Here is a 24,165-nt window from a genome sequence, read left to right as displayed (position 1 = left end):
AGTAGGTGACAAATGTTACCTACTACTTTTTATAGGAGAAAAAAATGGTAAAAATGATATTAAAAAGATTAGCACAAAGCATACCGATGATAATAACAATATCAATTGTATCTTTTTTGCTAATTAGAGTTGCTCCTGGAGATCCTGTAAGGGCCTTGGTTACTCCAGAATCTTCCTTTGAAGACATAGAAAGAATAAGAGAAGCCATGGGTTTAAATGATAATTATCTTGTTCAATATGCTAGATGGGCCAAGGCGGTTTTACAAGGTGATTTCGGATATTCATTTTCAAATCATAGACCAGTATTAGAACAAATAGTTGAAAGATTGCCACAAACTTTAGGACTTATGGTTTCGGCTTTAATAATTTCTCTAGTAATCGGAACAATAATAGGAATTATATCTGCTATGAATAACGGAGGAATTTTTGACAAAATCTTTACTTTCTTATCATACGTTGGAATTTCGATTCCTAGTTTTTGGTTTGCTATGATTTTGATTCATATTTTATCACTAAAATTAGGATGGCTACCTTCAATTGGTATGAGAACTTTGGGAGTTGAAACAACGGCTGATTTGATAAAGCATTCAATAATGCCGGTTTTAACCCTATCTATTTCTGATACTGCAACTATATCAAGATATGTTAGAGCTAGAGTTGTAAGCGAGCTAAAAGAAGATTATGTCATGACAGAAAAGGCTCAAGGATTTTCAAAAACAGATTTATTTTTCAAAAGTATCTTAAAAAACTCCCTTTTGCCAATAATTACAATCTTAGGTATGGGACTACCTAGGCTTATATCAGGTGCTTTTATAACAGAGAGTATTTTTGGTTGGCCAGGACTTGGACAACTTGGAATGAATGCGATATTTAAGTATGACTATCCGCTAATAATGGCTACAACAATGTTTGCATCCTTATTATTAATATTTGGAAATCTTTTAAGCGATATTTTATATATGATAGTGGATCCTAGAATAAAAGAGGCACAATGATGAAGAACTTAAAAAATAAATTCAAATATAGCCCGCTTTCCTTTAAATTTTCAGTTATTGCAATAATAATTTTAATATTAGCGGCGGCTCTTGCTGATTTTTATCCACAAAATGGAATTGATACTGATATTCTTAATTCCCTACAAAAGCCATCAAGTGCTCATTTATTTGGAACAGATGATTTGGGACGTGATTATTTTGCCAGAGCTTTACATGGAGCTCGTGCATCTTTATCAGTTGGAATAATTTCTGTATTAGTTTCAACAATAATAGGAAGTATTGTTGGAATTACAAGTGGATATTTTGGAGGCAAAGTTGATGCTATAATAATGAGAATAGTAGATATTTTGATGAGCGTTCCTTCATTTTTCCTAATTTTAATCCTAAATGCAGTTTTAAAACCAGGAATACAAAATATTATTATAATAATCGGTTTGTTTAACTGGATGGGTATAGCAAGGCTTATGAGGGCAGAAACTTTATCTATTAGACAAAGAGAATATGTTTCTTATGCAAAAATGATTGGAATAAGCGATAAAAAAATTATGTTAAAGCATATTTTTAGAAATGTTTTGCCAACCTTATCCGTTGCAGTTTCAATAAATGTTGCTGGAGCAATACTCACTGAATCTTCACTAAGCTTTTTGGGTCTTGGAGTAAGACAACCTGCATCTTCTTGGGGTTCAATGCTAAAAGATGCTCAACAATATTTAGGAGATTATTCTTACCTTGCATTCTTTCCGGGCCTATTAATATTAATAACAGTCCTTAGCTTTAACGTTATAGGTGATTATCTAAGGGAGGAATACTAATGGAAAAATTATTAGAAGTAAAAAACTTAAATGTAAGATTTGAAAATAAAGGTATAAAGACCTATGCTGTAAATGGTGTTTCATTTGACGTTTTTGAAGATGAGAGCTTAGGGATAGTTGGAGAATCAGGTTCAGGCAAATCCGTTAGTGCGAAATCCATCTTAAGATTATTAGACAAAAGCTCCAAAACAAGTGGAGAAATTTTGTTTAAAGGGGAAGATATTTTTTCTATGGCAGAAAAGAATTTAAGAGATATACGAGGTAATGAGATATCTATGATATTTCAAGATCCAATGACTTCCTTAAATCCTTTATTCAAGATAGGAACACAAATGAAGAGATTAATCAAAAAGCACAGAAAAGATTTATCTGATAAAGAAATCTATGATAAAGCAATTAAATATCTAGATTTGGTTGGAATTCCAGATGCAGAAAATAGAATGAATTCTTATCCTCACGAATTTTCTGGAGGTATGCGCCAAAGAGTTATGATTGCAATGAGCCTTTGTCTTAACCCGAAATTAATAATAGCAGATGAGCCGACAACAGCTCTTGATGTTACTATTCAAGCTCAAGTTCTAAATCTTTTAAACGAAATTCGCCACGATAACCAAAATTCAATTATGATGATTACTCATGATTTAGGTGTTGTGGCAAATACTTGCGATAGAATGCTTGTAATGTATGGGGGTAGAATAATGGAAATGGGTAAAGTCGATGAAGTTTTTGAAGATCCTAAGCATCCTTATACTAGAGGTCTTTTAAAATCTTTGCCAATGATAGGTAATAATCAAAGGCTTGTTCCTATTAAAGGAAATCCTCCTGTAATTCACGAAAAATTGGAAGCTTGTCCATTCTTTGACAGATGTCCAGATAGAAAAAAAGAATGTGATAAAATAAATCCAAAAGAAAAACTTTTCGATAATGGTCATAAAGTTTATTGTCACTTGTACTAGGAGTAGATATGGAAAAATTATATCAAGTTAAAAACTTAAAAAAATATTATCCAATCAAAAAATCCTTGTTTGGAGCAAATAAATACCTAAAAGCAGTGGATGACGTAAGTTTTGACATATACAAAGGTGAAACATTTGGTTTGGTTGGAGAATCAGGATCAGGTAAATCAACGATAGGCAAATGTCTAACAAAAATAGAAGAAATTAGTGATGGAGAAATCTTATATAAGGATAAGTCCATAATAAAATCTGACGATAAAACAATAAAATATTTTAGAAACAACATTCAAGCAATATTTCAAGATCCTTATTCATCACTAAATCCTACACTAAATATTTTTGAAATAATAGCAGAACCAATCAGAAATCAAGAAAAATTAACAGAAAGTCAAATAAAAGAAAAAGTAGCAAGTCTTATGGAAAAAGTTGGTATTTCTGCTGATTATATGGAGAAAAAACCTAGAGAGTTTTCTGGAGGTCAGCGCCAAAGAATAAGTATAGCAAGAGCAATTTCCACAAATCCAGAATTTATATTATGTGATGAACCCATATCTGCTCTTGACGTTTCAATTCAAGCGCAAATTGTGAATTTGCTAGAAGACATACAAAAAGACTTGGGTATAACTTATTTATTTATAGCCCATGATTTAGCAATGGTGGAGCACATTTCTGATAGAATTGGAGTTTTATATATGGGACACTTAGTGGAAATTGGAGATTCTCGACAAATTTATGAAAATCCCAAACATCCATATACAATTGGTTTGCTAAATTCAATCTTGGATCCTCGCCCTAGGAGAGATAAAACAAAACCACTAAAAACTATATCAAGTGATATACCAAGTCCTATCGATTTACCAAAAGGTTGCGTTTTTCAAACAAGATGTCCTTATAAAACCGATGGGTGCCTAACAGAAAGTCCTCAATTGGAAGAATTTGAAAATGGTCATAAAATAGCTTGCTTTAATGCCGAAAAAATTTCTAGCTATTAAATAAACTGACTTAATATGAGGAAAATTACCAAAGCCAAAAGCACGCCAGTAACTAGATCTATAAGGACGTGTTGTTTGGTAAAAAGTGTCGAGAGAATTATTCCCAAAGCGGTTGTTGAGTAAATAATTCTAAGATTTATAGGCATAGTAGAAGCGGCAAGTGCAAATATGAATACGAGGGTAGAAATTGAGCAGTGCATACTTGGCGAACAATTTAGACCCTTGTAGGAAAATTTGTAGAGGATTTTTAGCATCCAGCCTCCCTTAATATTTTCCAAATCCTTTGGCCTTGTGCAAGTTGTTGGATATGCCAAATAAATAATTACGCTTATAACAATATCAATAATCCAGCAAATTACATAAAGCTCATAGAGATTTTTAGCCTCCTTAAATAAACTTATAGGAAAAATTGCAATCAAAGGAAACCACAATACATAAATTAGGGCAAAATAAGGAAGAGCTGGGATTTTTTTATCTATTGGCAAGTCCATATTTTTGGGATTTTTTTGAAAAAATTCACAGCCAAAATACAAAACAACTTGAAATATTAAAATTATAATTTGTCTAATAATTACATTCTTTAAATTCATATCTTTCTCTTTTCATCAACAATGATAGCTCAAAAAGAGTAAAACATCAACAGTTTTTAGAAATATTTAGTCAAAAAATATAAATTGACTAATATAAAAAATTTAACTTTATTTAACATAAATGAGATAATATAAGTATAGAGATTTTTAATAGATTATATGAAAAAATTTAAGATCTTAAAACTTAGGAGCTTTAATGACAAAACTTGATATAAAACAGGCAAAAGAATTTGTATTGGCTTTACCAGCTGCAAAGGGAGTTCACACCCTAAAAAAAATCGCTCTTTTGCTAGAAAAATTTGACAACCCACAAGATAAAATCAAAGTTATCCACCTAGCAGGCACCAACGGCAAGGGTTCAACTAGCAATATGCTTGCCAGTGTATTTTCTGTTAAGTATAAAACTGGACTTTTCACCTCGCCTTATATGCTAGAAATAAATGAAAATATTTCTATAAATGGCAAAAATATTAGCGATGAAGATTTTGCCGATTTGGTTAATAGATTGAAAGATTATGTAAAAGAATTGGCAGAAAAAGAATATTATTTATCATATTTTGAAGTACTTACAGCCATGATGTATATATATTTTTACGAACAAAAAGTCGATATAGCAATCGTTGAAACAGGTCTTGGAGGGCTACTTGATTGTACAAATATAATAAAAAAGCCACTTGCTTCTGTAATTACGACAATTTCCATGGATCATATGAACATATTGGGTGATACCATAGAAAAAATCGCTTATCAAAAAGCTGGAATAATAAAGGAAAATACACCAGTGTTTTTGTATCCTCAAAGTAAGGAAGTTTTTCAAATTTTTAGCCAAAAGGCAAAAGAAAAAAATTCCAAACTTTATACTTTTACAAAAGATGAGATCAATATCAAAAAATCTGATGACAATTCCAACATCTTTGATTTTAGAGATTATAAGGATGTGAAAATAGAATTAGTCGGCAACCATCAAATATTTAATGCCTCCTTGGCCTTGATGGTGATAGATTATTTTAAAGACGAATTTAATTTAGAAACTAAAGCAATAAAAAAATCCTTGGCCAAGGCCAAAAATATCGGAAGATTAACGACTATTTGCAAAAATCCGAGAATAATAATAGACGGAGCTCACAATAGAGAGGCAATTGATGCTTTGATTAAATTTATAGATAAACTAACTTATGATAAACTAATAATAGGATTTTCCGTCCTAAAAGATAAGGACTATGATTATATAATAAAAAGCCTAAGCCAAAAGGCAGATAAGCTCATAGTAACAAGCCTTGATAATCCAAGAGCCTTTGAATTGGAAGAGCTTTTAGACATAAGCAAAAAATATTTTCCTAATACTCTAGCCATAGAAGATAGGAAGAAGGCTTATCAATATGCAAAAAATATAGCTGGGCCAAAAGATCTGGTAATTTGGTGTGGGTCCTTGTATCTAATTTCCGAATTTATAAATTATGAGAAATAAAAGGCTTATTTTGCCGATAATAATTTATTAATTTTAACAATTGAATAAACAAAAAACCATTACTAAAATGTAATGGTCTTTGATGGTTGAAATCTTCAAAAGATTTCTGAGTTAAACAGCGAAAGTTTTTGACTTTCAAGACTATTATATATAAAAACGTTGAATTTGTAAAGCTTGTATATTTATAAATAAATTTTGTATTTTTGGGTAAAATAAAAATGGAGGTTTTCAAACTAATATATGAATATTTTACTAGCAATAGATTCTATAAAAAATTTTGAAAATTCAGTAGAAATAGGACAAATATTTAAAGAAGAATTTAAGTCAAATACATATATAATGCCGTTTTTTGATGGCGGCATTGGCACTGTCGAGTCCATGAAAGAATTTCTTAATGGAACTTATCATTATGTAAATGTCCACAATCCTTTAAATGAAGTAATCACAGCTCGTTATGTAATGAAAGATGATTATGCGGTTATGGAAATGGCAGAAAGCTCTGGCCTACGCTTACTTTATAAGGAAGATTTGGATGTTATGAATTCTTCTTCCCTAGGCTTTGGTGAAATGCTTGTCGATGGCCTAGAAAATGACGCCAAATCTCTTTTTGTAGGGATTGGCGATACGGCAACCAACGACTTGGGCATGGGTATGCTCTATGCTTTGGGAGTAAGGTTTTACGATAAAGATGACAATCAACTAAATCCAATAGCTTCAAATATGGCAAAAGTTTCAAGAGTTGATATAGATAATATAGATCACAGGATTTATAATAGAAAAATTCAGATAGCAACAAGCTCTGATACAACCCTTTTTGGAGATAATTCATTTTTGGAAAATAGAATTTATAGAAAAGGCGCAAGCATAGAAGATATAGCTTATCTTTATAAGGGAAGTAAAAATTTCAAAAAAGTAATCGAGGACACTTTGGGAGTTGATTCTATAGATTTGCCTTCCTTAGGATCTGGAGGTGGAGTTGCTTGGGCCTTGTATGTATTTTTTAAGGCAAAAATATCAAGATCAATGGATATAATTTTGGAGAAATTAAATTTTGAGAAACTTGTAAAAGAAAATGACGTTTTGATTTTGGGAGAAAATGTGGATCAATTCGATGGGGCAAGCTCAATAAATGTTTCTACCTTTGCCAAAGCCTACAATGAAAATATAAAGATAGTTTTCCTAGAAGATGGAAATGGCAAAGAAATAGGCAAAAGAGAAAATTTTGATTTGATTTACAAATATTATATTTCCGATGATTTTGAAAGAAAAGATATGCTAAGTGCCATTAGAGCTTTGGCAAGAGATGTTAGTGAGCAGTTGCTGGGAAAAATTTAGAAAGTAGTATAATGACTTCATGAATAAAATTAAAAATTTCGGAGAAAATAAGGTGACTTTTGTACTAATAGCTATAAATGTAATAGTTTTTGCCCTGATGACGCTAACAGGAGGAAGCGAAAATACGGAAAATTTAGTCCGTTACGGGGCTGTGGTAAAAGGCTTAATTGCCCAAGGCCAGTGGTGGAGGCTTCTTACAGCATCCTTTATCCACATAGGACTTATGCATATTCTCTTTAATATGTATTTTTTGTACCAACTAGGCCCTACTTTTGAAAGGCTCTATGGAAGTGTCAATTTCTTGCTTATATATCTTCTAGCAGGAATATTGGGAAATCTTGCAAGCTTTGCTTTTGGTTCAGAATTTTCCATAAGTGCTGGAGCTTCTACATCCTTATACGGAATGTTTGGTCTTGCCCTTGGTCTTATGCTAAATTACAAAAACGATGCCATACTTCATAGCTTTGGCGCAAGTTTTCTTTCAATTATAGCTATAAATATAGTTTATTCACTCCTAAATCCGAGAGTTGGAATGCTTGGACACTTGGGTGGACTTGTTGGAGGTATTATACTTTCAGGAATTTTCCCTGTGGTAAACAGACAGCTAAACTCACAAGTTAGGATAATTTCTATTGCAGCTATTTTACTATTGATTTACTTACTAATTACAATCGGTCTAAGGTCAATTAATTAAGAGTTAAAAATGAAAAAAATTATAATTATTTTAAGCCTATGCTTTATCCTAAGTGGATGCGATTATCAATCAAGATCGGATTTTAAAGCAGAAATTAATAAAGAAAAAAATATTTCAAATGGTATGGATTTTCCAAAAATAACTTATGTAAAAGATGATTTTACCGAAGAAGATGAAGATGAAAATAATTCTGATGAAGATAAGATAAATTTCAAAGAAATTTACGGCAAGGGATCTCTTGGAGAAAATCTTGATGCCAAAAATTCTATGGGAAATATTGTCGATACAAAAATTGACGATACTCAAATTGGAATTTCCTTGCTGGAATCTGTGCAAAGTCCTGGAGGCTATTCAACTTTTATTTCCTATAAGAAAGATGGAAATTTAGTGGAAAGAGAATTTGGCCCTCTTGCTGGCTTTAATGATCTAGCAAGTACAGTTAGCTATGATACGATCGATTCACAATCTGGCAAACTACTTCTAATTAGTCAGGTAAGTATTTTCGATGGTAAAAGTTTTTCGGCTTATTACTTGTTTAACAAATATATGGGCCTTATGGATTATCTGGTTTTTAGAACCTCAATCGATAATGTAGATACTACTGTTGAAAGATTGGGAGAAGTTATAGAATATCCAGAAAGTCCAAGACAAGGAAGCCTTGAAGAAGCTATCAACAATAGAATTGCAACAGAAAATGAATATCTAAAAACTTTGTTAGATGTTTATGGAGTAAAGACAAAGGCAATTTCTTCCTATGTGGAAGGTAAAAAAATGGAAATTGGCTATATAGCCGATATTGAAGAAAAAAATAGGATTTTACTTGCAAATACAAGCTCAAATCCTATGAATATTGATTTAAAATAAAGGAGAAAAAATGAAAAGAAACGAAGTTGACAAAAATTTGACTTGGAATATCGAATTAATTTATGCAAATGATGAAGATTTTTATAAAGATATCGAAGAAGTCAAGAAACTAGCAGATGATTTATGCAAATTTAAGGGCAAAATCACAGAAAATGCCGATAGCCTTTTAAAATTCCTAGAAGAATACGAAAAATACGGAAGAATATTTTCTAAAGCAAGTGTATATTCTCACCTAAGAAATGACGAAGATACAACAGTTACAAAATACCAAGAAATGACTCAAACCATTACAATTGTTGAATCAGAGCTTTCACAAAAATTATCATTTATCAAACCAGAAATTCTTAATGAAGATTATCAAAAAATACAAGCGATGCTTAGTGAAAAAGAAGAACTAAAAATCTATGAACATTATTTTGAAGACTTATTTAGAGAAAAAGAACACGTTCTTAGCGAAAACGAAGAAAAAATCCTCGCAAGCTATTCAAAATTAAGCGAAAATCCTGTAACAACCTACATGACTTTCTCAAATGCAGATTTAAGATTTCCAAATGTGAAAAAAGACGGCGAAGAGATAGAGCTTTCTGATGCAAACTTTACAAGCTTAGAAGAAGATAAGGATAGAGATTTTAGAAGAAATGTTTATGAAACTTATTATAAAGTTTACAAACAATTTGAAAATACCTCCGCATCCCTACTTGATGGTGAAATTACAAGCCATAATATAGAAGCAAAACTTCGTGGCTATGATTCTGCTCGCCAAATGAGCCTTGCAGCAGGCAATATAGATGAGAAAATCTACGACAACCTACTTGAAGTAATCCATGAAAATATGGATATTCACAGAGATTACACAAGCCTAAGAAAAGAATTCCTTGGAGTAGATGATCTTGGTTTCCACGATATCTATGTGCCATTGGTAAATAATTACGATAGAAAAATCGAATTTGATGAGGCTCGTAAAATTGTTCTAGAAGCTATCAAACCTCTTGGAGAAGAATATGTAAAAGTTGCAAGAGAAGGCTTTGAGCAAAGATGGTTTGACGTTATGCCAAATGAAGGCAAAAGATCTGGCGCTTATTCTTGGGGATCTTACGACACTCAACCATATATTTTGCTAAATCACACCAACACAATTAATGATGTATTTACCATTGTCCATGAGCTAGGACACTCCATGCACTCTTATTACACAAGAAAAACTCAACCATTTGTTTATGGTTCTTATTCAATATTCTTAGCTGAAATAGCATCTACAACAAACGAATTGTTGCTACTTGATTATATGCTAAAAAATAGCCAAAACGAAGAAGAAAAAGCTTACTTACTAAACTACTTTGTAAATCAATTCAAATCAACAGTATTTAGACAAAGTATGTTTGCAGAATTTGAACATGAAGTAAATAAATTAGTAGCAGATGGCCAACCAATTCCTGCAGCTAGACTTAATAAAATTTACGGAGATTTAAACCGCGATTATTTTGGATCTGATATTAATGTTGATGATTACATTTCAGTAGAATGGTCAAGAATACCACATTTCTATATGTTCTACTATGTATTCCAATATGCAACAGGCTTTATGTCTGCGGTAGCTTTAAGCCAAAAAATCCTAAAAGGAACTGATGAAGATAGGACTGCTTACCTAAACTACCTAAAAGCAGGTGAAAGCGAATATCCACTAGAAGTTCTCAAAAAAGCAGGCGTAGATATGACCAACAAAGATGCAATGGAAAGTGCAATGAAAGTTGCAAGAAATGCTCTAAAAGATTTGAGAAAAGCGATAATTTAAAAATTCAACAAAGTAAAAACTCTTGCCAAGATAAAATCTAGCAAGAGTTTTTATTTTTATCAACCAATTCCGCCAAAAATAATTCCCAGAATCATAGCTATAATAGCTAGTGGACAATAAATGAATTTTCCAAGTGGATAAAACCAGCTACCTATAGGCTTTTTTCTTCCTCTATTAACTTCGGATAAAGCCTTATCCTTATCAAGAAAATAGTAGAACATCAAGCCGGCAAGAAATGCTCCAAATGGGGCAACGTAAATACAAACCGCATCCATCCATTGACCAACTATGCCTTGAATTAAAATTGCAGAGCATAGGCCGATGAGGTGGATAGTAACTGAAGCTTTGACCCTAGCAAAACTAAATTCTTCTTGCAAATATGCAACAGGAGCTTCATATAAATTTATTATTGAGCTGATGCCTGCAAAAAGAACTGCCAAATAAAATACAATCATAACAATTCTTCCAAAAGCCATCTGATTAAAAACATTAACCAAATAGATAAACATAAGACCAGGTCCGCCCTCACTTAATTTGCCACCAGAAACAGCTATTGCTGGAATTATCACAAGAGCTGCTAAAAGTGCTGAAAGAGTATCAAATATTGCAACATTTGCCGCAGAGCTTTCTATATCTTCATCTTTTGGCAAATATGAACCGTAAATAACAGAACCATTTCCCCCTATAGATAGGGAAAAGAAAGCTTGACCAAAGGCGAAAATCCAAAGTCTAATATCCCTTAATTTCGAAAAATTTAAGGCAAAAATGTATTTATAGGCATCGATGGAATTTTTTTGCAATCCAACATAAATTGCCAAAATCAATAGCAATATAAATAAAATCGGCATCAAAATTTTGTTAGCCTTTTCAATTCCTTTGGCAATTCCCAAGCTCATAATAAGCATTGAGGAAATAATTGCAATGATTAGCCAGAAATTGTTAGCAAAAGCACTTGCAGTATTGGCAAAAGTTCCTCCGATCAAATCCAAATCAGATCCAAAAGAAGAAAGATCTCCGTTAATAGCAAGAAAAACATATTTAAAAATCCAACCCATTACGCAAGTGTAGCCTATAGCTAGGGCAAGAGATCCCAAAACTGGTATAAAACCAAGTTTTTTGCCTAAATTTTCTTTGTCCTTATCTTTTGCGGCATAGGAAAAAGCTCCAACAGGACCTGAATTTGTAAGCCTACCTAGGGCAAATTCTTCTATAAGTCCAGTTTTTGAAATTATAAAAACAAAAAATACATAGACTAGTAAAAAACTCATGCCTCCCCACATGGAAACCATAAGAGGAAAACGCCAAATATTGCCCATGCCAACAGCTGAGCCAATAGAAGCTAAGGTAAAACCTAATTTATCAGTAAATCCATCCCTTTGTTTTAATTTATTATTATCAATCATATATCATTCCTTAAAATACTTGTTTGTTCCAAAATCCTTAAAATATGTTATACTACATTATATCAGAAAATAAAAAAAATTGAAGATAATAAAAAACTTACAAAACTCATATAAAAACTTTACTTTTATTTGCTAGGATTTTATTAATTATTAAAGGAGGCTTTATGATAAATTTCGCTCATAGAGGTTTTAGGGGAAAATATCCAGAAAATACAAGACTTGCTTTCAAAAAAGCCATAGAAGCTGGAGCAAGCGGTATAGAATTTGATATTCACCTAAGTAAAGATAAAGAAATTGTAATAATCCACGATGAAAGCCTAGAAAGAACTACAAATGGCAGCGGACTTATTAAAGATAAAAGTTTAAAAGAATTAAAAGAACTTAACGCTGCAAAATTATTTCCCCAATATGAAAAAGAAGAGATTTTAACCCTTAGAGAGTATTTTGACTTGGCAAAAGATTGGGAGATAATCACCAATATCGAACTAAAAACATCTATAATAGATTATGAAAATATAGAAAAAATGACTTATGATTTGATCAAAGAATATGACATGGAAGAAAAAATAATCATCTCATCCTTTAACCATAATTCGCTAATAAGATTTAAAGAACTTGCTCCAAACATCAAATGCGGAGTTTTGGAATCATCAAGACTATATAAGCCTTGGGAATACGTAAAAAATTTGGGAATGGAATATTTCCACCCCTTAAATTTCACTCTTACAAATGAAGTTATTGAAAAAATGAGGGAAAATAATATAGGCATAAATGTTTGGTTTGGAATTTCAGATTACGATTTTAGCCAGTATATAATAGAAGGCATAAGTGGATTAATAACAGATTATCCAGATAAGGTTAAAAAATTAATATAAAGATAAAAATAGGATATAAGGAAAGCTTATTTTAAAAGCAATCCTTATATCCTATTTTTTAAGTTTTTTTTACAAAAATCTTACATTTTTCGTATTTAGATTTTATAAAGCTTATTTATAATCATAAGGTATTAAAAACATTGGAGGATATATGTTTAAAAAAATTTTTAGTAGACTAATGTTAGTCTTGATGTTTATAAGCTTAACAGCTTGTGCAGGTCGTAAGGATGATAATTCATCAACTGATAGTTCAAAAACAACTAGCAATGAAACTAAAGAAGCTAGTGAAAGTAAGGATAAAGAAACAACAGATAAGAATTCAACAGATGGAAAAACCACTATTGTTTTCTGGCACTCAATGGGTGGAAACCTAAATGAAGCTATTGATCATCTTGTAGAAGAATATAACAAATCTCAAGATAAGTATCTTGTAAAAGCAGAATTCCAAGGCGAATATGATGATGCATTAACAAAAATTAGATCATCTGCCTCAGGAAAAGATGTAGGCGCTGATGTCGTACAAGTATTTGAACTTGGAACAAGATATATGATAGACTCTGGACTAATTAAACCTATTCAAGAATTTGTCGATGAAGAAAAATACGATACATCACAATTAGAAGATAATCTTCTTGCTTATTACACTGTTGATGGCAAACTAAATTCTATGCCATTTAACTCATCTACACCACTTTTGTATTACAACAAAGATATGTTTGACAAAGCAGGTGTAAAGCCACCAAAATCTTTGGAAGAAATGATGACAGTTGGCAAGAAATTAAAAGAATCTGGAGTTACAGAAATGCCGATTTCATTTAGTGTTTATGGTTGGTGGATTGACCAATTTATGAACAAAGAAGGTCTTGATATTTTCGATAATGAAAATGGTAGAAAAGCAAATCCAAACAAGACAGTATTTGAAGAAAACAAGGGAATTTTAAATATTCTTAAACAATGGAAAGCACTAGAAGATGAGGGGATTGCACCAAATGTTGGCAAACAAGGCGGAATACCAGAATTTAACTCAGGAACAAGCGCTATGACTTTTGCTTCAACAGCATCATTAACCCAAATTCTTTCAGAAGTTGGCGATAGATTCGAAGTTGGAACTGCATATTTCCCAGCTGTAAAAGATTCTGACAAAAACGGAGTTTCAATCGGTGGAGCTTCTCTATATGCCCTTAACTCAGGCGATGAAGAAAAAATGAAGGGAGCTTGGGACTTTATAAAGTTCCTAGTAAGTGTCGACTCACAAATTTATTGGAATGCAAATACAGGATATTTCCCAGTAAATAAAGGCGTTCTTGATACAGATGAATTTAAAGAATTAATTAAAAAATCACCACAATTTGAAACAGCTATAGATCAATTGCATGATTCAAAGCCAGAAGATCAAGGTGCGCTTGCAACAGTTTACCAAGAATCTCGTCAAATCATGGAAAAATATATAGAAGAAATGCTAAATGGAAATACTTCTCCAGAAGATGCAAGTAAGGCCATGGCAAAAGAAATAGATGAGGCTTTAGAATCTTATAACAAGGTTAACAAAAAATGAAACAATACAATAATAAAGCCTATTTATACATGCTACCAGCATTGGCTTTCTTAACTGTTTTTGTATTTTATCCATTCGTACAGACTATAATTCGTAGTCTGTACGCTACGGATAATATGGGAGCCAATACTATCTTTATTGGATTTAAAAATTACTCTGACCTTTTGTCTTCTCCATCTTTTTGGAATAGCTTAAAAGTCAGTTTTATTTATGTGATCATAGTAGTAGTCATAGGAGTTTTGCTAGGCTTTGCAACAGCTTTGTTGTGTAGGGTAAATTTTCCTGGCATTAGAGTCTTTTCAGCAGCTTATTCTCTTCCTATAGCTATTGCCTCATCTGGAATGGCCTTGGTCTTTAAGGTAATGCTTAACCAATCTGTGGGTATATTAAATGTAATTTTTAAAACTAACATCAATTGGTTAGCAGATCCAAAATGGGCCTTGATAAGCGTTGGAGTATTAACAGCTTGGCTAAATTCAGGTATGAATTTTTTGTATTTCTCATCTGGACTATCTGGAATTGACGATAGTTTGTATGAGGCGGCTTCTATAGATGGAGCAAACGGCTTTAATCAATTTAAACACGTTACTCTTCCATCAGTAAGACCGATTATGTTTTTTGTAGTAGTTACAAATATCATTAATGCTTTTCAATCCTTTGGTCAAATCAAACTTCTTACCCAAGGTGGACCGGGGGAAGCAACAAATGTAATAGTTCATGATATCTATAAAAATGCTTTTATGAATTACAGATACGGCTACGCTTCAGCAGAATCAGTGGTTCTTTTTTTTATAGTCATGATATTAACCATAATAGCTTTTAGGTCAAATGGAGATAAAAATGCAAGTAAGTAATAATAGCATATCATTTTTAAAAAGCTTAAATAACAAAAAAACTCTTAGAAAAGAAAGCCTTGATACAGGTAAAATTATTAGACTTATTCTAAATGTAATAGTTGTAATATTTGTACTATTTCCAATTATTTACGCCTTTGTAATGAGTGTAAAACCAAGCCATGAACTATATGACAAAACTTTTTTTACAGCTAATCCCACTTTACAAAATTACAAAGACGTATTTAAAATTGCACCCATAGAAGGTTACATTATAAACTCGCTTATAGTTTCTGTAATAATAACTGCATTTCAAATGGTGACGGCCATTCTTGCTGCTTTCGCCTTACACTTTTTGCATTTTAAGCAAAAGGGACTGTTATTTGCAATAATTATGGCGACAACTATGATTCCTGGAGAAACAACGATAATTTCAAATTTTCTAATGATTTCAGGCTGGGGTTTTCAAGATTCCTTCTTCGGACTTGTTGCACCATATCTTACAAGCGCCATGGGAATTTTTTTGTTTAGGCAAGCCTTCAAAACATTTCCAATGGAAATTTATGAAGCAAGCAAAATTGACGGTGCAAGTGACATAGGTTTTATATTTAGAATATTAATTCCTCTATCAAAGCCAACAATTGGAGCCCTTGCAGTTCAATCGTTTTTGGGTGCATGGAATATGTATATGTGGCCACTTTTGATAACTGGAGCTGATAGTTATAGAACGGTACAAATTGGTATTTCAATGCTAAACTCAGCTGATGCTCAATCCATGCTTTTGATGATAGCAGGAGTTGTAGTTTGTATGATACCATCTTTAATAATATTCATGTTTGCTCAAAAGAACATGGTAAAGGGATTAACACAAGGAGCGGTAAAAGGTTAAAAAATGGCAAAAGTAAAATTAGAAGGCATATATAAAATTTATGAAAATGGATTTGAAGGTGCGAAAGATATAAATCTTGAAATAAATGATAAAGAATTTGTAGTATTAGTAGGCCCTTCAGGTTGCGGAAAATCAACCACACTTAGGATGATAGCAGGACTTGAGTCAATATCCAAAGGAGATTTTTATATTGACGATGTAAGAATGAACAATATCTCCCCTAAAGACAGGGATATAGCAATGGTATTTCAATCCTACGCCCTATATCCACACATGACAATTAGAGAAAACATAGGTTTTGCACTAAAAATGCAAAAAGTAGATAAAAAAACCATCGAGGGAAAAGTAAATGAAATAGCAAAAACTTTAAAACTAGAAGAACTTCTGGATAGAAAACCAGCACAACTATCAGGAGGCCAAAGGCAAAGAGTAGCTCTAGGTCGAGCTATGGTTAGAAATCCTAAAGTATTTTTGTTAGATGAACCCTTATCAAATCTTGACGCAAAACTAAGAGTAGAGATGAGATCAGAAATAGTAAGGCTTCACAAAAAACTAGCCACGACATTTATCTACGTAACCCACGACCAAATTGAAGCTATGACAATGGGGGATAGGATTGCGGTTTTAAATAAAGGTGAGCTAATACAATTTGATAGCCCCCTAAATCTTTATTATCATCCTAAAAATAGATTCATAGCAGAATTTATCGGATCACCAAAAATGAATGTAATAGAAACAAACTTACACAGAGATGGTTCAAACTACTATGTAGATATATTTGGCCAAAGATTAGCTCTACCAATATCAAAAACAAAAGATCTTTTAAGATATACAAATCAAAACAATAAAATTTTATTTGGTGTAAGAAGCGAAGAATTTTCCTATAAGGCAAACTCCAACATAAAAGTAAAATTTGACAATGTAGAATATATGGGATCAGATACCTACGGTTACTTGCTAAAAGAAAACAATGAAGTAATAGTGATGCGTTTTGATTCATCTGCCCCAATAAGTTCAAACATTGTAATACCAATAGGAATCAATATGGAAAACACCTATATATTTGATTGTCAAACAGAAGAATGTATATCATTTCCTAAAAAATCTAGTGGTCTAAGCAACTTATCAATAGAAAATCTATCATTAAAAGAAGAACTTGTAAAAAGCGATAAATCAAAAATAACCATAGAAACAAAAGAATACCAAAAAGTAAATTAATATACATTATAAAATAGACCTGGCTAAAATAAATAAATTAGCCAGGTCTATTTTTGGTAAAGAAATAAAACATAAAAATTATCTATAAAAACACTTCAAAAATGTAAGCAAAAAGTCAAAATAAAGTATTTGACAAAAAGAAAAAAATATAGTAACATAATTAGCACCACTTTAGAAATTATAGATCAAAACAATTTGACAAATTTCTTGAAGTAAGGTATTATATATCAATACCACACCTGCTAAAAGGTAAATTTTTTAGCTAAAGCTTAAAAATATTAAAAAAATATTTGACAAGCTTAAATAAAGCTGGTATTATATATCTTGTCGTTAACAAGCGACAAAAGAACCGGATAAGAAAACTTATCCAATAAATTAAATAGTAATTAAACAAAAATCAATTAATTTGAGTAACCTTAAAAAGACAAGTATAAATTGTCTAAAAAATGATTCCAATCTATGATAAATAGATGGATAAAACTTAAATCACGCATTGATTAAATCAGTGTAAATGAAAGAGCTTGAATCAAAAGCTCTCATATAAATTTTCATGAGAGTTTGATCCTGGCTCAGGATAAACGCTGGCGGCGTGCATAACACATGCAAGTCGAACGATGAAACTCATTTGAATTCTTCGGAATGAAAATAAGTGGATTAGTGGCGAACGGGTGAGTAACACGTGAGTAACCTGCCTTAGAGATGGGGATAGCCTTAGGAAACTGAGAATAATACCAAATAACATAAAGCAATCGCATGATAGCCTTATCAAAGAATCTCGCTCTAAGATGGACTTGCGTCTGATTAGCTAGTTGGTAAGATAAAAGCCTACCAAGGCAACGATCAGTAGCCGGCTTGAGAGAGTGTACGGCCACATTGGGACTGAGACACGGCCCAGACTCCTACGGGAGGCAGCAGTGGGGAATTTTGCACAATGGGGGAAACCCTGATGCAGCGACGCCGCGTGATTTAGAAGGCCTTCGGGTTGTAAAAATCTTTTGTATAGGAAGAAAATGACAGTACTATACGAATAAGGTCCGGCTAAATACGTGCCAGCAGCCGCGGTAATACGTATGGACCAAGCGTTGTCCGGAATCATTGGGCGTAAAGGGTACGTAGGCGGTTAAATAAGTTAGAAGTGAAATCCCATAGCTCAACTATAGTAAGCTTCTAAAACTGTATAACTTGAGAAATGAAAGGGAAAGTGGAATTCCTAGTGTAGCGGTGAAATGCGCAGATATTAGGAGGAATACCGGTGGCGAAGGCGACTTTCTGGTCATATTCTGACGCTGAGGTACGAAAGCGTGGGTAGCAAACAGGATTAGATACCCTGGTAGTCCACGCCGTAAACGATGAGTGTTAGGTGTCTGGAGTAAATCTGGGTGCCGCAGCTAACGCAATAAACACTCCGCCTGGGGAGTACGCACGCAAGTGTGAAACTCAAAGGAATTGACGGGGACCCGCACAAGCAGCGGAGCATGTGGTTTAATTCGAAGCAACGCGAAAAACCTTACCAAGTCTTGACATAATACGGAGGGTAATAGAGATATTATCTTATGGCTTCGGCCAACTGTATTACAGGTGGTGCATGGTTGTCGTCAGCTCGTGTCGTGAGATGTTGGGTTAAGTCCCATAACGAGCGCAACCCTTATGGCTAGTTACCATCATTAAGTTGGGGACTCTAGCAATACTGCCGGTGACAAACCGGAGGAAGGTGGGGATGACGTCAAATCATCATGCCCTATATGACTTGGGCTACACACGTGCTACAATGGCAGGAACAGAGAGCAGCGAAATTGCAAAATCAAGCGAACCTCAAAAAGCCTGTCCCAGTTCGGATTGATCTCTGCAACTCGAGATCATGAAGTTGGAGTTGCTAGTAATCGCGAATCAGCATGTCGCGGTGAATGCGTTCCCGGGTCTTGTACACACCGCCCGTCACACCATGGGAGTTGGCAATACCCGAAGCCTGTGAGCAAACCGTTAAGGATGCAGCAGTCGAAGGTAGGGTCAGTAACTGGGGTGAAGTCGTAACAAGGTAGCCGTATCGGAAGGTGCGGCTGGATCACCTCCTTTCTAAGGAAGAGCTAGCGGCAAGCCGCTAGCTTTCGAGAATGACAGGTTATTCTCAAAAATTAGAAAAGAAAAATAATCATTGATATTACATGGGGGTATAGCTCAGCTGGGAGAGCACCTGCCTTGCACGCAGGGGGTCAAGAGTTCGAATCTCTTTACCTCCACCAACTAGTTAAAAAGGAAACTAATTAACTAGAAAACCGAACCACTCAGAAATGAGAAAAAACTAAATAGCAAACAATATTTCCAGTCAAGAAACAAAGGGCTCAAGGTGGATGCCTTGGCACATGAAGGCGAAGAAGGACGTAAGTGAACGAAAACTAGGGAAAGCTCACAAAAAGCCATAACCCCTAGGTCTCCGAATGGGGAAACCCGTCTAATGAAGAATTAGACATCATAAGATAAACACATAGTCTTATGAAGCAAGACCCTGCGAACTGAAACATCTAAGTAGCAGGAGGAAAAGAAAGAAAACTCGATTTTCCAAGTAGCGGCGAGCGAAAAGAAAACAGCCCAACCCAATAAGAAATAAGTTTTTTAGTCAAATCATTTGGGAAAATGAACCAAAGAAAGTGAAAGTCTTGTAGACGAAAGAAAGCATATTTTTGGGAGCAAGTAGCAGTGAACACGAGGAATTTGCTGTGAAGATAGGGGGCCCATCCCCTAAGGCTAAATACTAACATGTGACCGATAGCGAACAAGTACCGTGAGGGAAAGGTGAAAAGAACCCCGCAAGGGGAGTGAAATAGAACCTGAAACCTTAAGCCTACAATCAGACAGAGATCAAAAGATTGATGTCGTACCTTTTGTAGAATGGGCCAGCGAGTTATCATATCAAGCAAGATTAAGCATTTAAGATGTGAAGTCAAAGCGAAAGCGAGTCTTAACAGGGCGAAAGTTTAATATGATAGACCCGAAACCGGGTGATCTAGCCATGGTCAGAGTGAAGGTGAAGTAAAATTCACTGGAGGCTCGAACCGGGTGCGGTTTAAAACGCATCGGATGAACTGTGGCTAGGGGCGAAAAACCAAACGAACCCGGAGATAGCTGGTTCTCCTCGAAATAGCTTTAGGGCTAGCCTATGATCAAAGATTTAAGGAGGTAGAGCACTGAATGGCCTAGGGCGGTTACCGTACCAAAGCCTATCAAACTCCGAATGCCAAAAAATCAAATCATGGAGTCAGACTTAGAGGGATAAGCTCCTAAGTCGAAAGGGAAACAGCCCAGACCGACAGCTAAGGTCCCAAAATCTGGATTAAGTGGAAAAGGATGTGAACCTACTAAGACAACCAGGACGTTGGCTTAGAAGCAGCCATACATTTAAAGAATGCGTAATAGCTCACTGGTCAAGTGGGTTTGCGCCGAAAATAAACGGGGCTAAAATCCAGTACCGAAGCTTCGGATTGATAGAGAATTTAAATCTATCTCATAAAAAGGAAACCATAAAAAAAGGCAAAAGAAAACTTAACTAGGAAATATAAAAAAACAATCAAGATAAACGAGTTATAAAAAAATACGCAAATATCAAACACAAAGATAAAGGTAAGTTGTAAACTCAATTATCACCGAAAAACAGACATACAAAAGTATGAACCTGGTAAAAGAATTCCAAAACCGAAAACATGGTTACTTATGAATAGATTTAAACTCTCTATCAGTGGTAGAGGAGCATTGTATAAGCGAAGAAGCCAAAGTGAAAACAAAAGTGGAGCCTATACAAGAGAGAATGCTGGCATGAGTAGCGAGAAGGAGAGTGAGAATCTCTCCCGTCGAAACCCTAAGGACTCCTGAGCAAGGCTCGTCCCCTCAGGGAAAGTCGGGACCTAAGGCAAGGCCGAAAGGCGTAGCCGATGGACAACAGGTTTAAAATCCTGTACCGCTTAAAGTCGTAAAAGAGATGTGATGACGCAAGAGGACACACTAGCTGCCTGATGGATGGCAGTCTAAACACAAAGGCTTTTCAGTAGGCAAATCCGCTGATCAGCAGCCAATGTGCGATAGGCATCGAAAACACAAGTAGAGAAATAGTTAAATTCAAATTGCCAAGAAAAGTCACTATCAAGACCAAAGCGCCCGTACCAAAACCGACACAGGTAGGGAGGTAGAGAATACCAAGACGCGCGGAAGAACCTTTGTTAAGGAACTCGGCAAAATATCCCCGTAAGTTCGCAAGAAGGGGAGCCAGAGCGATCTGGCCACAGAAACCAGGCCCAAGCGACTGTTTACCAAAAACACAAGTTTCTGCAAAATCGCAAGATGAAGTATAGGAGCTGACACCTGCCCGGTGCTGGAAGGTTAAGGGGAAGAGTTAGTCGTAAGACGAAGCTTAGAACTTAAGCCCCAGTAAACGGCGGCCGTAACTATAACGGTCCTAAGGTAGCGAAATTCCTTGTCGGGTAAGTTCCGACCCGCACGAAAGGTGTAACGATTTGGGCACTGTCTCAACAAAGGATCCGGTGAAATTGTAGTAGTCGTGAAGATGCGACTTACCCACGCTAGGACGGAAAGACCCCGTGGAGCTTTACTGTAGGCTGATATTGGATTTTGAGATTAGACGTACAGGATAGTTGGGAGACAATGAAACCTGCACGCCAGTGTAGGCGAAGTCACCCTTGGGATACCAACCCTCTAATATCAAAATTCTAACAATAACCCATGAAGCTGGGCATTGGACATTGTCAGTTGGGCAGTTTGACTGGGGCGGTCGCCTCCCAAAAAGTAACGGAGGCGTTCAAAGGTTCGCTCAGAATGGACGGAAACCATTCGCAGAGTACAAAGGCACAAGCGAGCTTAACTGCGAGATAAACAAATCAAGCAGAGTAGAAATACGGACTTAGTGATCCGGTGGTTCCGAATGGAAGGGCCATCGCTCAACGGATAAAAGCTACCCCGGGGATAACAGGCTTATCTCCCCCAAGAGTCCACATCGACGGGGAGGTTTGGCACCTCGATGTCGGCTCGTCTCATCCTGGGGCTGAAGTAGGTCCCAAGGGTTGGGCTGTTCGCCCATTAAAGAGGCACGCGAGCTGGGTTCAGAACGTCGTGAGACAGTTCGGTCCCTATCCAGCGTGGGCGTAAGAAATTTGCGAGGAGCTGTCCCTAGTACGAGAGGACCGGGATGGACATACCACTGGTGCACCAGTTGTTTCGCCAGAAGCATAGCTGGGTAGCTAAGTATGGAATTGATAAGTACTGAAAGCATCTAAGTACGAAGCAACCCTCAAGATAAGATTTCTCAAAGAAGGTAAAGAAAATACCTTAGATAGGTCCAAGGTGTAAGTACAGTAATGTATTAAGCTAAAGGATACTAACCATTAAAACTTGACTGGAAATATTGCTTGCTATTTAGAAAGGTTCAACAATATGGTGATGATGGCATAAGGGATACACCTGTTCCCATACCGAACACAGAAGTTAAGCCTTATAACGCCGATGGTACTCGGAGGGAAGCCTCCCGGGAGACTAGGAAATCGCCAAACAAACAAGACTTGGTCATTCGACTGAGTCTTTTTTAATATAAACATACACCTGTCACGGAAAGTCGCCTTCTACGAAGGCTTATCCGCGCTTCCGCGCTACTTTCCGGGGCAAATATGCCAAATCAAGGCATATTTGCCTATACCGAACACAGAAAACAAGCCCATCCGGCTCATGGAGGATCCTCCACGGAGTGGTTCACCGAAGGTGAAAGCCTAACAACGTCGATGTTACTCGGAAGTAGCCGTCCGCTTGATTTAGGACCAACCTCCCGGTAGACTGTTAAAATGCCTAAATGGCATTTTAACCCTGAAACATAGCTGCGTAAGCAAACGGGTTTCAGTGGAAATCGCCAAACAAACAAGACTTGGTCATTAGAAAAAAGAAATTTTCAGGAATTACGATATAATGATATAGAAAATTTTATATGGATAAAGATATGGATGTTAATTTTAAGAAACAAATAATGAATGATTATTCAATTACTTATGAAGAATTTGAAGCTAAAGGGAATATTTTTAGGCTAAATAAGGCTGATGATTCCTTTATGTTTTATGATAAGAAATTATTCTCTGCGATATGTACAGGAGGAAGGATATTTATGAGATCGGAAAATTCTGATTTAATAGATAAACTTAGACAAAGTTTCAAAGCTTATCCAGGAGCCTGGTTTGCTGAGGCAGATAATATCAGATCTTTATATAGAATTTTGGGAGAATTTGGCATTGAAATTGATAATTTTTTTCCCTTGATGAGCTTTACTGATAGGAATGTTCTAGTAAGAGACTTTGCATTTACAAGGATTGAGAAAGAAGATATAGAAAAGTTTAAAGGAAAGACTAAAATGGCCTTTACCTTTGATGAGGATGATAGATTAGGCCTTAGTTATTATGATGGCAAAAAATTAATTGCCCTTGCTGGAAGCTCTATTTCTGGGAAATATCTTTGGGATATTGGTTTGGAGAAATTTTCTGATGAATCGAAATACGGTGGCCTTGCTACTTCTATTTTAAGGAGTTTATCTTTAATAATAAGGCGAGAAAATCCAAATTTCAGCCCTATAATAACGACACAATTTTCTCATACCAGGTCAATTAACACTGCAATTAGGGCGGGATATGAAATGAATCTTTGCCTTACAGGAAGGGAAAAATAAGCCTTCATTTTTTGGATTGGATATTGAAAAAATCATTGAAAGAGGTAATTTATAAGGGTAAGAATTTCAAATTTTGGGATATAGCCAAGTTGGTAAGGCACCAGATTCTGACTCTGGAGAGCATAGGTTCGAGTCCTATTATCCCAGCCAAAATTTAATGGAAACGAGAATCCGCTTCTTTGAAGCAT

At 34.9% G+C, this 24,165-nt stretch carries 17 protein-coding genes, 2 tRNA genes and 3 rRNA genes; 20 read left to right on the top strand and 2 right to left on the bottom strand.

Annotated elements, in window-relative coordinates:
• Nucleotides 1–44 precede the first annotated feature (44 nt).
• The 4 genes from GAN53_RS02470 to GAN53_RS02455 are packed head-to-tail and all read left to right on the top strand — an operon-like array spanning nucleotide 45 to nucleotide 3,755.
• Complete coding sequence (locus tag GAN53_RS02470) at nucleotides 45–995, top strand: ABC transporter permease (protein ID WP_151409420.1); 951 nt, start codon at nucleotides 45–47, stop codon at nucleotides 993–995.
• On the top strand, nucleotides 992–1,807 hold the full coding sequence (locus GAN53_RS02465; protein WP_225791801.1) for an ABC transporter permease: 816 nt from the start codon (nucleotides 992–994) through the stop codon (nucleotides 1,805–1,807). Before GAN53_RS02470 ends, GAN53_RS02465 begins: the two co-directional genes overlap by 4 nt.
• Nucleotides 1,807–2,763 carry an ABC transporter ATP-binding protein gene (locus GAN53_RS02460; RefSeq protein ID WP_151409419.1) on the top strand — a complete coding sequence of 319 codons (957 nt, stop codon included), beginning with the start codon at nucleotides 1,807–1,809 and terminating at the stop codon, nucleotides 2,761–2,763. Before GAN53_RS02465 ends, GAN53_RS02460 begins: the two co-directional genes overlap by 1 nt.
• Before the next feature lie 8 nt (nucleotides 2,764–2,771).
• A complete protein-coding gene (locus GAN53_RS02455) occupies nucleotides 2,772–3,755 on the top strand; it encodes an ABC transporter ATP-binding protein (RefSeq protein WP_151409418.1) in 984 nt (327 codons plus the stop codon).
• Here the strand turns inward: GAN53_RS02455 and GAN53_RS02450 are convergent.
• Complete coding sequence (locus GAN53_RS02450) at nucleotides 3,752–4,345, bottom strand: phosphatase PAP2 family protein (protein WP_151409417.1); 594 nt, start codon at nucleotides 4,343–4,345, stop codon at nucleotides 3,752–3,754. The genes GAN53_RS02455 and GAN53_RS02450 overlap by 4 nt on opposite strands.
• Before the next feature lie 196 nt (nucleotides 4,346–4,541).
• Between GAN53_RS02450 and GAN53_RS02445 the strand changes: the two genes are divergently transcribed.
• The 5 genes from GAN53_RS02445 to pepF all read left to right on the top strand — a co-directional run bounded on the left by GAN53_RS02445 (nucleotide 4,542) and on the right by pepF (nucleotide 10,498).
• Complete coding sequence (locus GAN53_RS02445; protein ID WP_151409416.1) at nucleotides 4,542–5,813, top strand: bifunctional folylpolyglutamate synthase/dihydrofolate synthase; 1,272 nt, start codon at nucleotides 4,542–4,544, stop codon at nucleotides 5,811–5,813.
• Nucleotides 5,814–6,053: 240 nt separating this feature from the next.
• A complete protein-coding gene (locus tag GAN53_RS02440; protein ID WP_151409415.1) occupies nucleotides 6,054–7,148 on the top strand; it encodes a glycerate kinase in 1,095 nt (364 codons plus the stop codon).
• A 19-nt stretch (nucleotides 7,149–7,167) separates the two neighbouring features.
• Nucleotides 7,168–7,842 (top strand): rhomboid family intramembrane serine protease, encoded by a 675-nt coding sequence (locus tag GAN53_RS02435; RefSeq protein WP_151409414.1) that lies wholly within the window; start codon nucleotides 7,168–7,170, stop codon nucleotides 7,840–7,842.
• A gap of 9 nt (nucleotides 7,843–7,851) precedes the next feature.
• Nucleotides 7,852–8,706: a hypothetical protein gene (locus GAN53_RS02430; RefSeq protein WP_151409413.1), complete on the top strand. Its 855-nt coding sequence runs from the start codon at nucleotides 7,852–7,854 to the stop codon at nucleotides 8,704–8,706.
• Nucleotides 8,707–8,716: 10 nt separating this feature from the next.
• Nucleotides 8,717–10,498, top strand: coding sequence for an oligoendopeptidase F (gene pepF, locus GAN53_RS02425; RefSeq protein WP_151409412.1), 1,782 nt, complete (start codon nucleotides 8,717–8,719; stop codon nucleotides 10,496–10,498).
• 59 nt (nucleotides 10,499–10,557) lie between these two features.
• On the opposite strand, the gene GAN53_RS02420 is transcribed toward pepF, so the two are convergent.
• On the bottom strand, nucleotides 10,558–11,901 hold the full coding sequence (locus GAN53_RS02420; RefSeq protein WP_151409411.1) for a sodium-dependent transporter: 1,344 nt from the start codon (nucleotides 11,899–11,901) through the stop codon (nucleotides 10,558–10,560).
• A 164-nt stretch (nucleotides 11,902–12,065) separates the two neighbouring features.
• Here GAN53_RS02420 and GAN53_RS02415 point away from each other — a divergent pair, with 164 nt between their 5' ends.
• The 11 genes from GAN53_RS02415 to GAN53_RS02365 all read left to right on the top strand — a co-directional run bounded on the left by GAN53_RS02415 (nucleotide 12,066) and on the right by GAN53_RS02365 (nucleotide 24,127).
• Entirely contained in the window at nucleotides 12,066–12,776 is a 711-nt protein-coding gene (locus GAN53_RS02415) for a glycerophosphodiester phosphodiesterase (RefSeq protein ID WP_151409410.1), read from the top strand.
• Nucleotides 12,777–12,927: 151 nt separating this feature from the next.
• On the top strand, nucleotides 12,928–14,331 hold the full coding sequence (locus tag GAN53_RS02410; RefSeq protein ID WP_151409409.1) for an ABC transporter substrate-binding protein: 1,404 nt from the start codon (nucleotides 12,928–12,930) through the stop codon (nucleotides 14,329–14,331).
• Nucleotides 14,328–15,185: a carbohydrate ABC transporter permease gene (locus GAN53_RS02405; protein ID WP_151409408.1), complete on the top strand. Its 858-nt coding sequence runs from the start codon at nucleotides 14,328–14,330 to the stop codon at nucleotides 15,183–15,185. The genes GAN53_RS02410 and GAN53_RS02405 overlap by 4 nt, the downstream gene beginning before the upstream one ends.
• On the top strand, nucleotides 15,172–16,053 hold the full coding sequence (locus GAN53_RS02400; RefSeq protein ID WP_099321587.1) for a carbohydrate ABC transporter permease: 882 nt from the start codon (nucleotides 15,172–15,174) through the stop codon (nucleotides 16,051–16,053). The genes GAN53_RS02405 and GAN53_RS02400 overlap by 14 nt, the downstream gene beginning before the upstream one ends.
• Nucleotides 16,054–16,056: 3 nt before the next feature.
• On the top strand, nucleotides 16,057–17,271 hold the full coding sequence (locus tag GAN53_RS02395; RefSeq protein ID WP_151409407.1) for an ABC transporter ATP-binding protein: 1,215 nt from the start codon (nucleotides 16,057–16,059) through the stop codon (nucleotides 17,269–17,271).
• Between the two features lie 546 nt (nucleotides 17,272–17,817).
• Nucleotides 17,818–19,344 (top strand): 16S ribosomal RNA (locus GAN53_RS02390).
• A 91-nt stretch (nucleotides 19,345–19,435) separates the two neighbouring features.
• A tRNA-Ala gene (locus GAN53_RS02385) sits at nucleotides 19,436–19,511 on the top strand.
• A gap of 81 nt (nucleotides 19,512–19,592) precedes the next feature.
• Nucleotides 19,593–22,673: ribosomal RNA gene (locus GAN53_RS02380) — 23S ribosomal RNA — on the top strand.
• Nucleotides 22,674–22,706: 33 nt separating this feature from the next.
• Nucleotides 22,707–22,823, top strand: a 5S ribosomal RNA gene (rrf, locus tag GAN53_RS02375).
• Together the 16S, 23S and 5S rRNA genes with 1 tRNA gene alongside form the textbook arrangement of a ribosomal RNA operon.
• A gap of 425 nt (nucleotides 22,824–23,248) precedes the next feature.
• Nucleotides 23,249–23,977 (top strand): hypothetical protein, encoded by a 729-nt coding sequence (locus tag GAN53_RS02370; protein ID WP_151409406.1) that lies wholly within the window; start codon nucleotides 23,249–23,251, stop codon nucleotides 23,975–23,977.
• Nucleotides 23,978–24,051: 74 nt separating this feature from the next.
• Nucleotides 24,052–24,127: transfer RNA gene (locus GAN53_RS02365), tRNA-Gln, on the top strand.
• The last annotated feature ends 38 nt before the right edge of the window (nucleotides 24,128–24,165 follow it).

This window comes from Anaerococcus sp. Marseille-P9784 (assembly GCF_902500265.1).
GTDB lineage: Bacteria > Bacillota > Clostridia > Tissierellales > Peptoniphilaceae > Anaerococcus.
The sequence above is the reverse complement of the archived record's forward strand: the minus strand, read 5'-3'. Positions and strand labels throughout refer to the sequence as shown.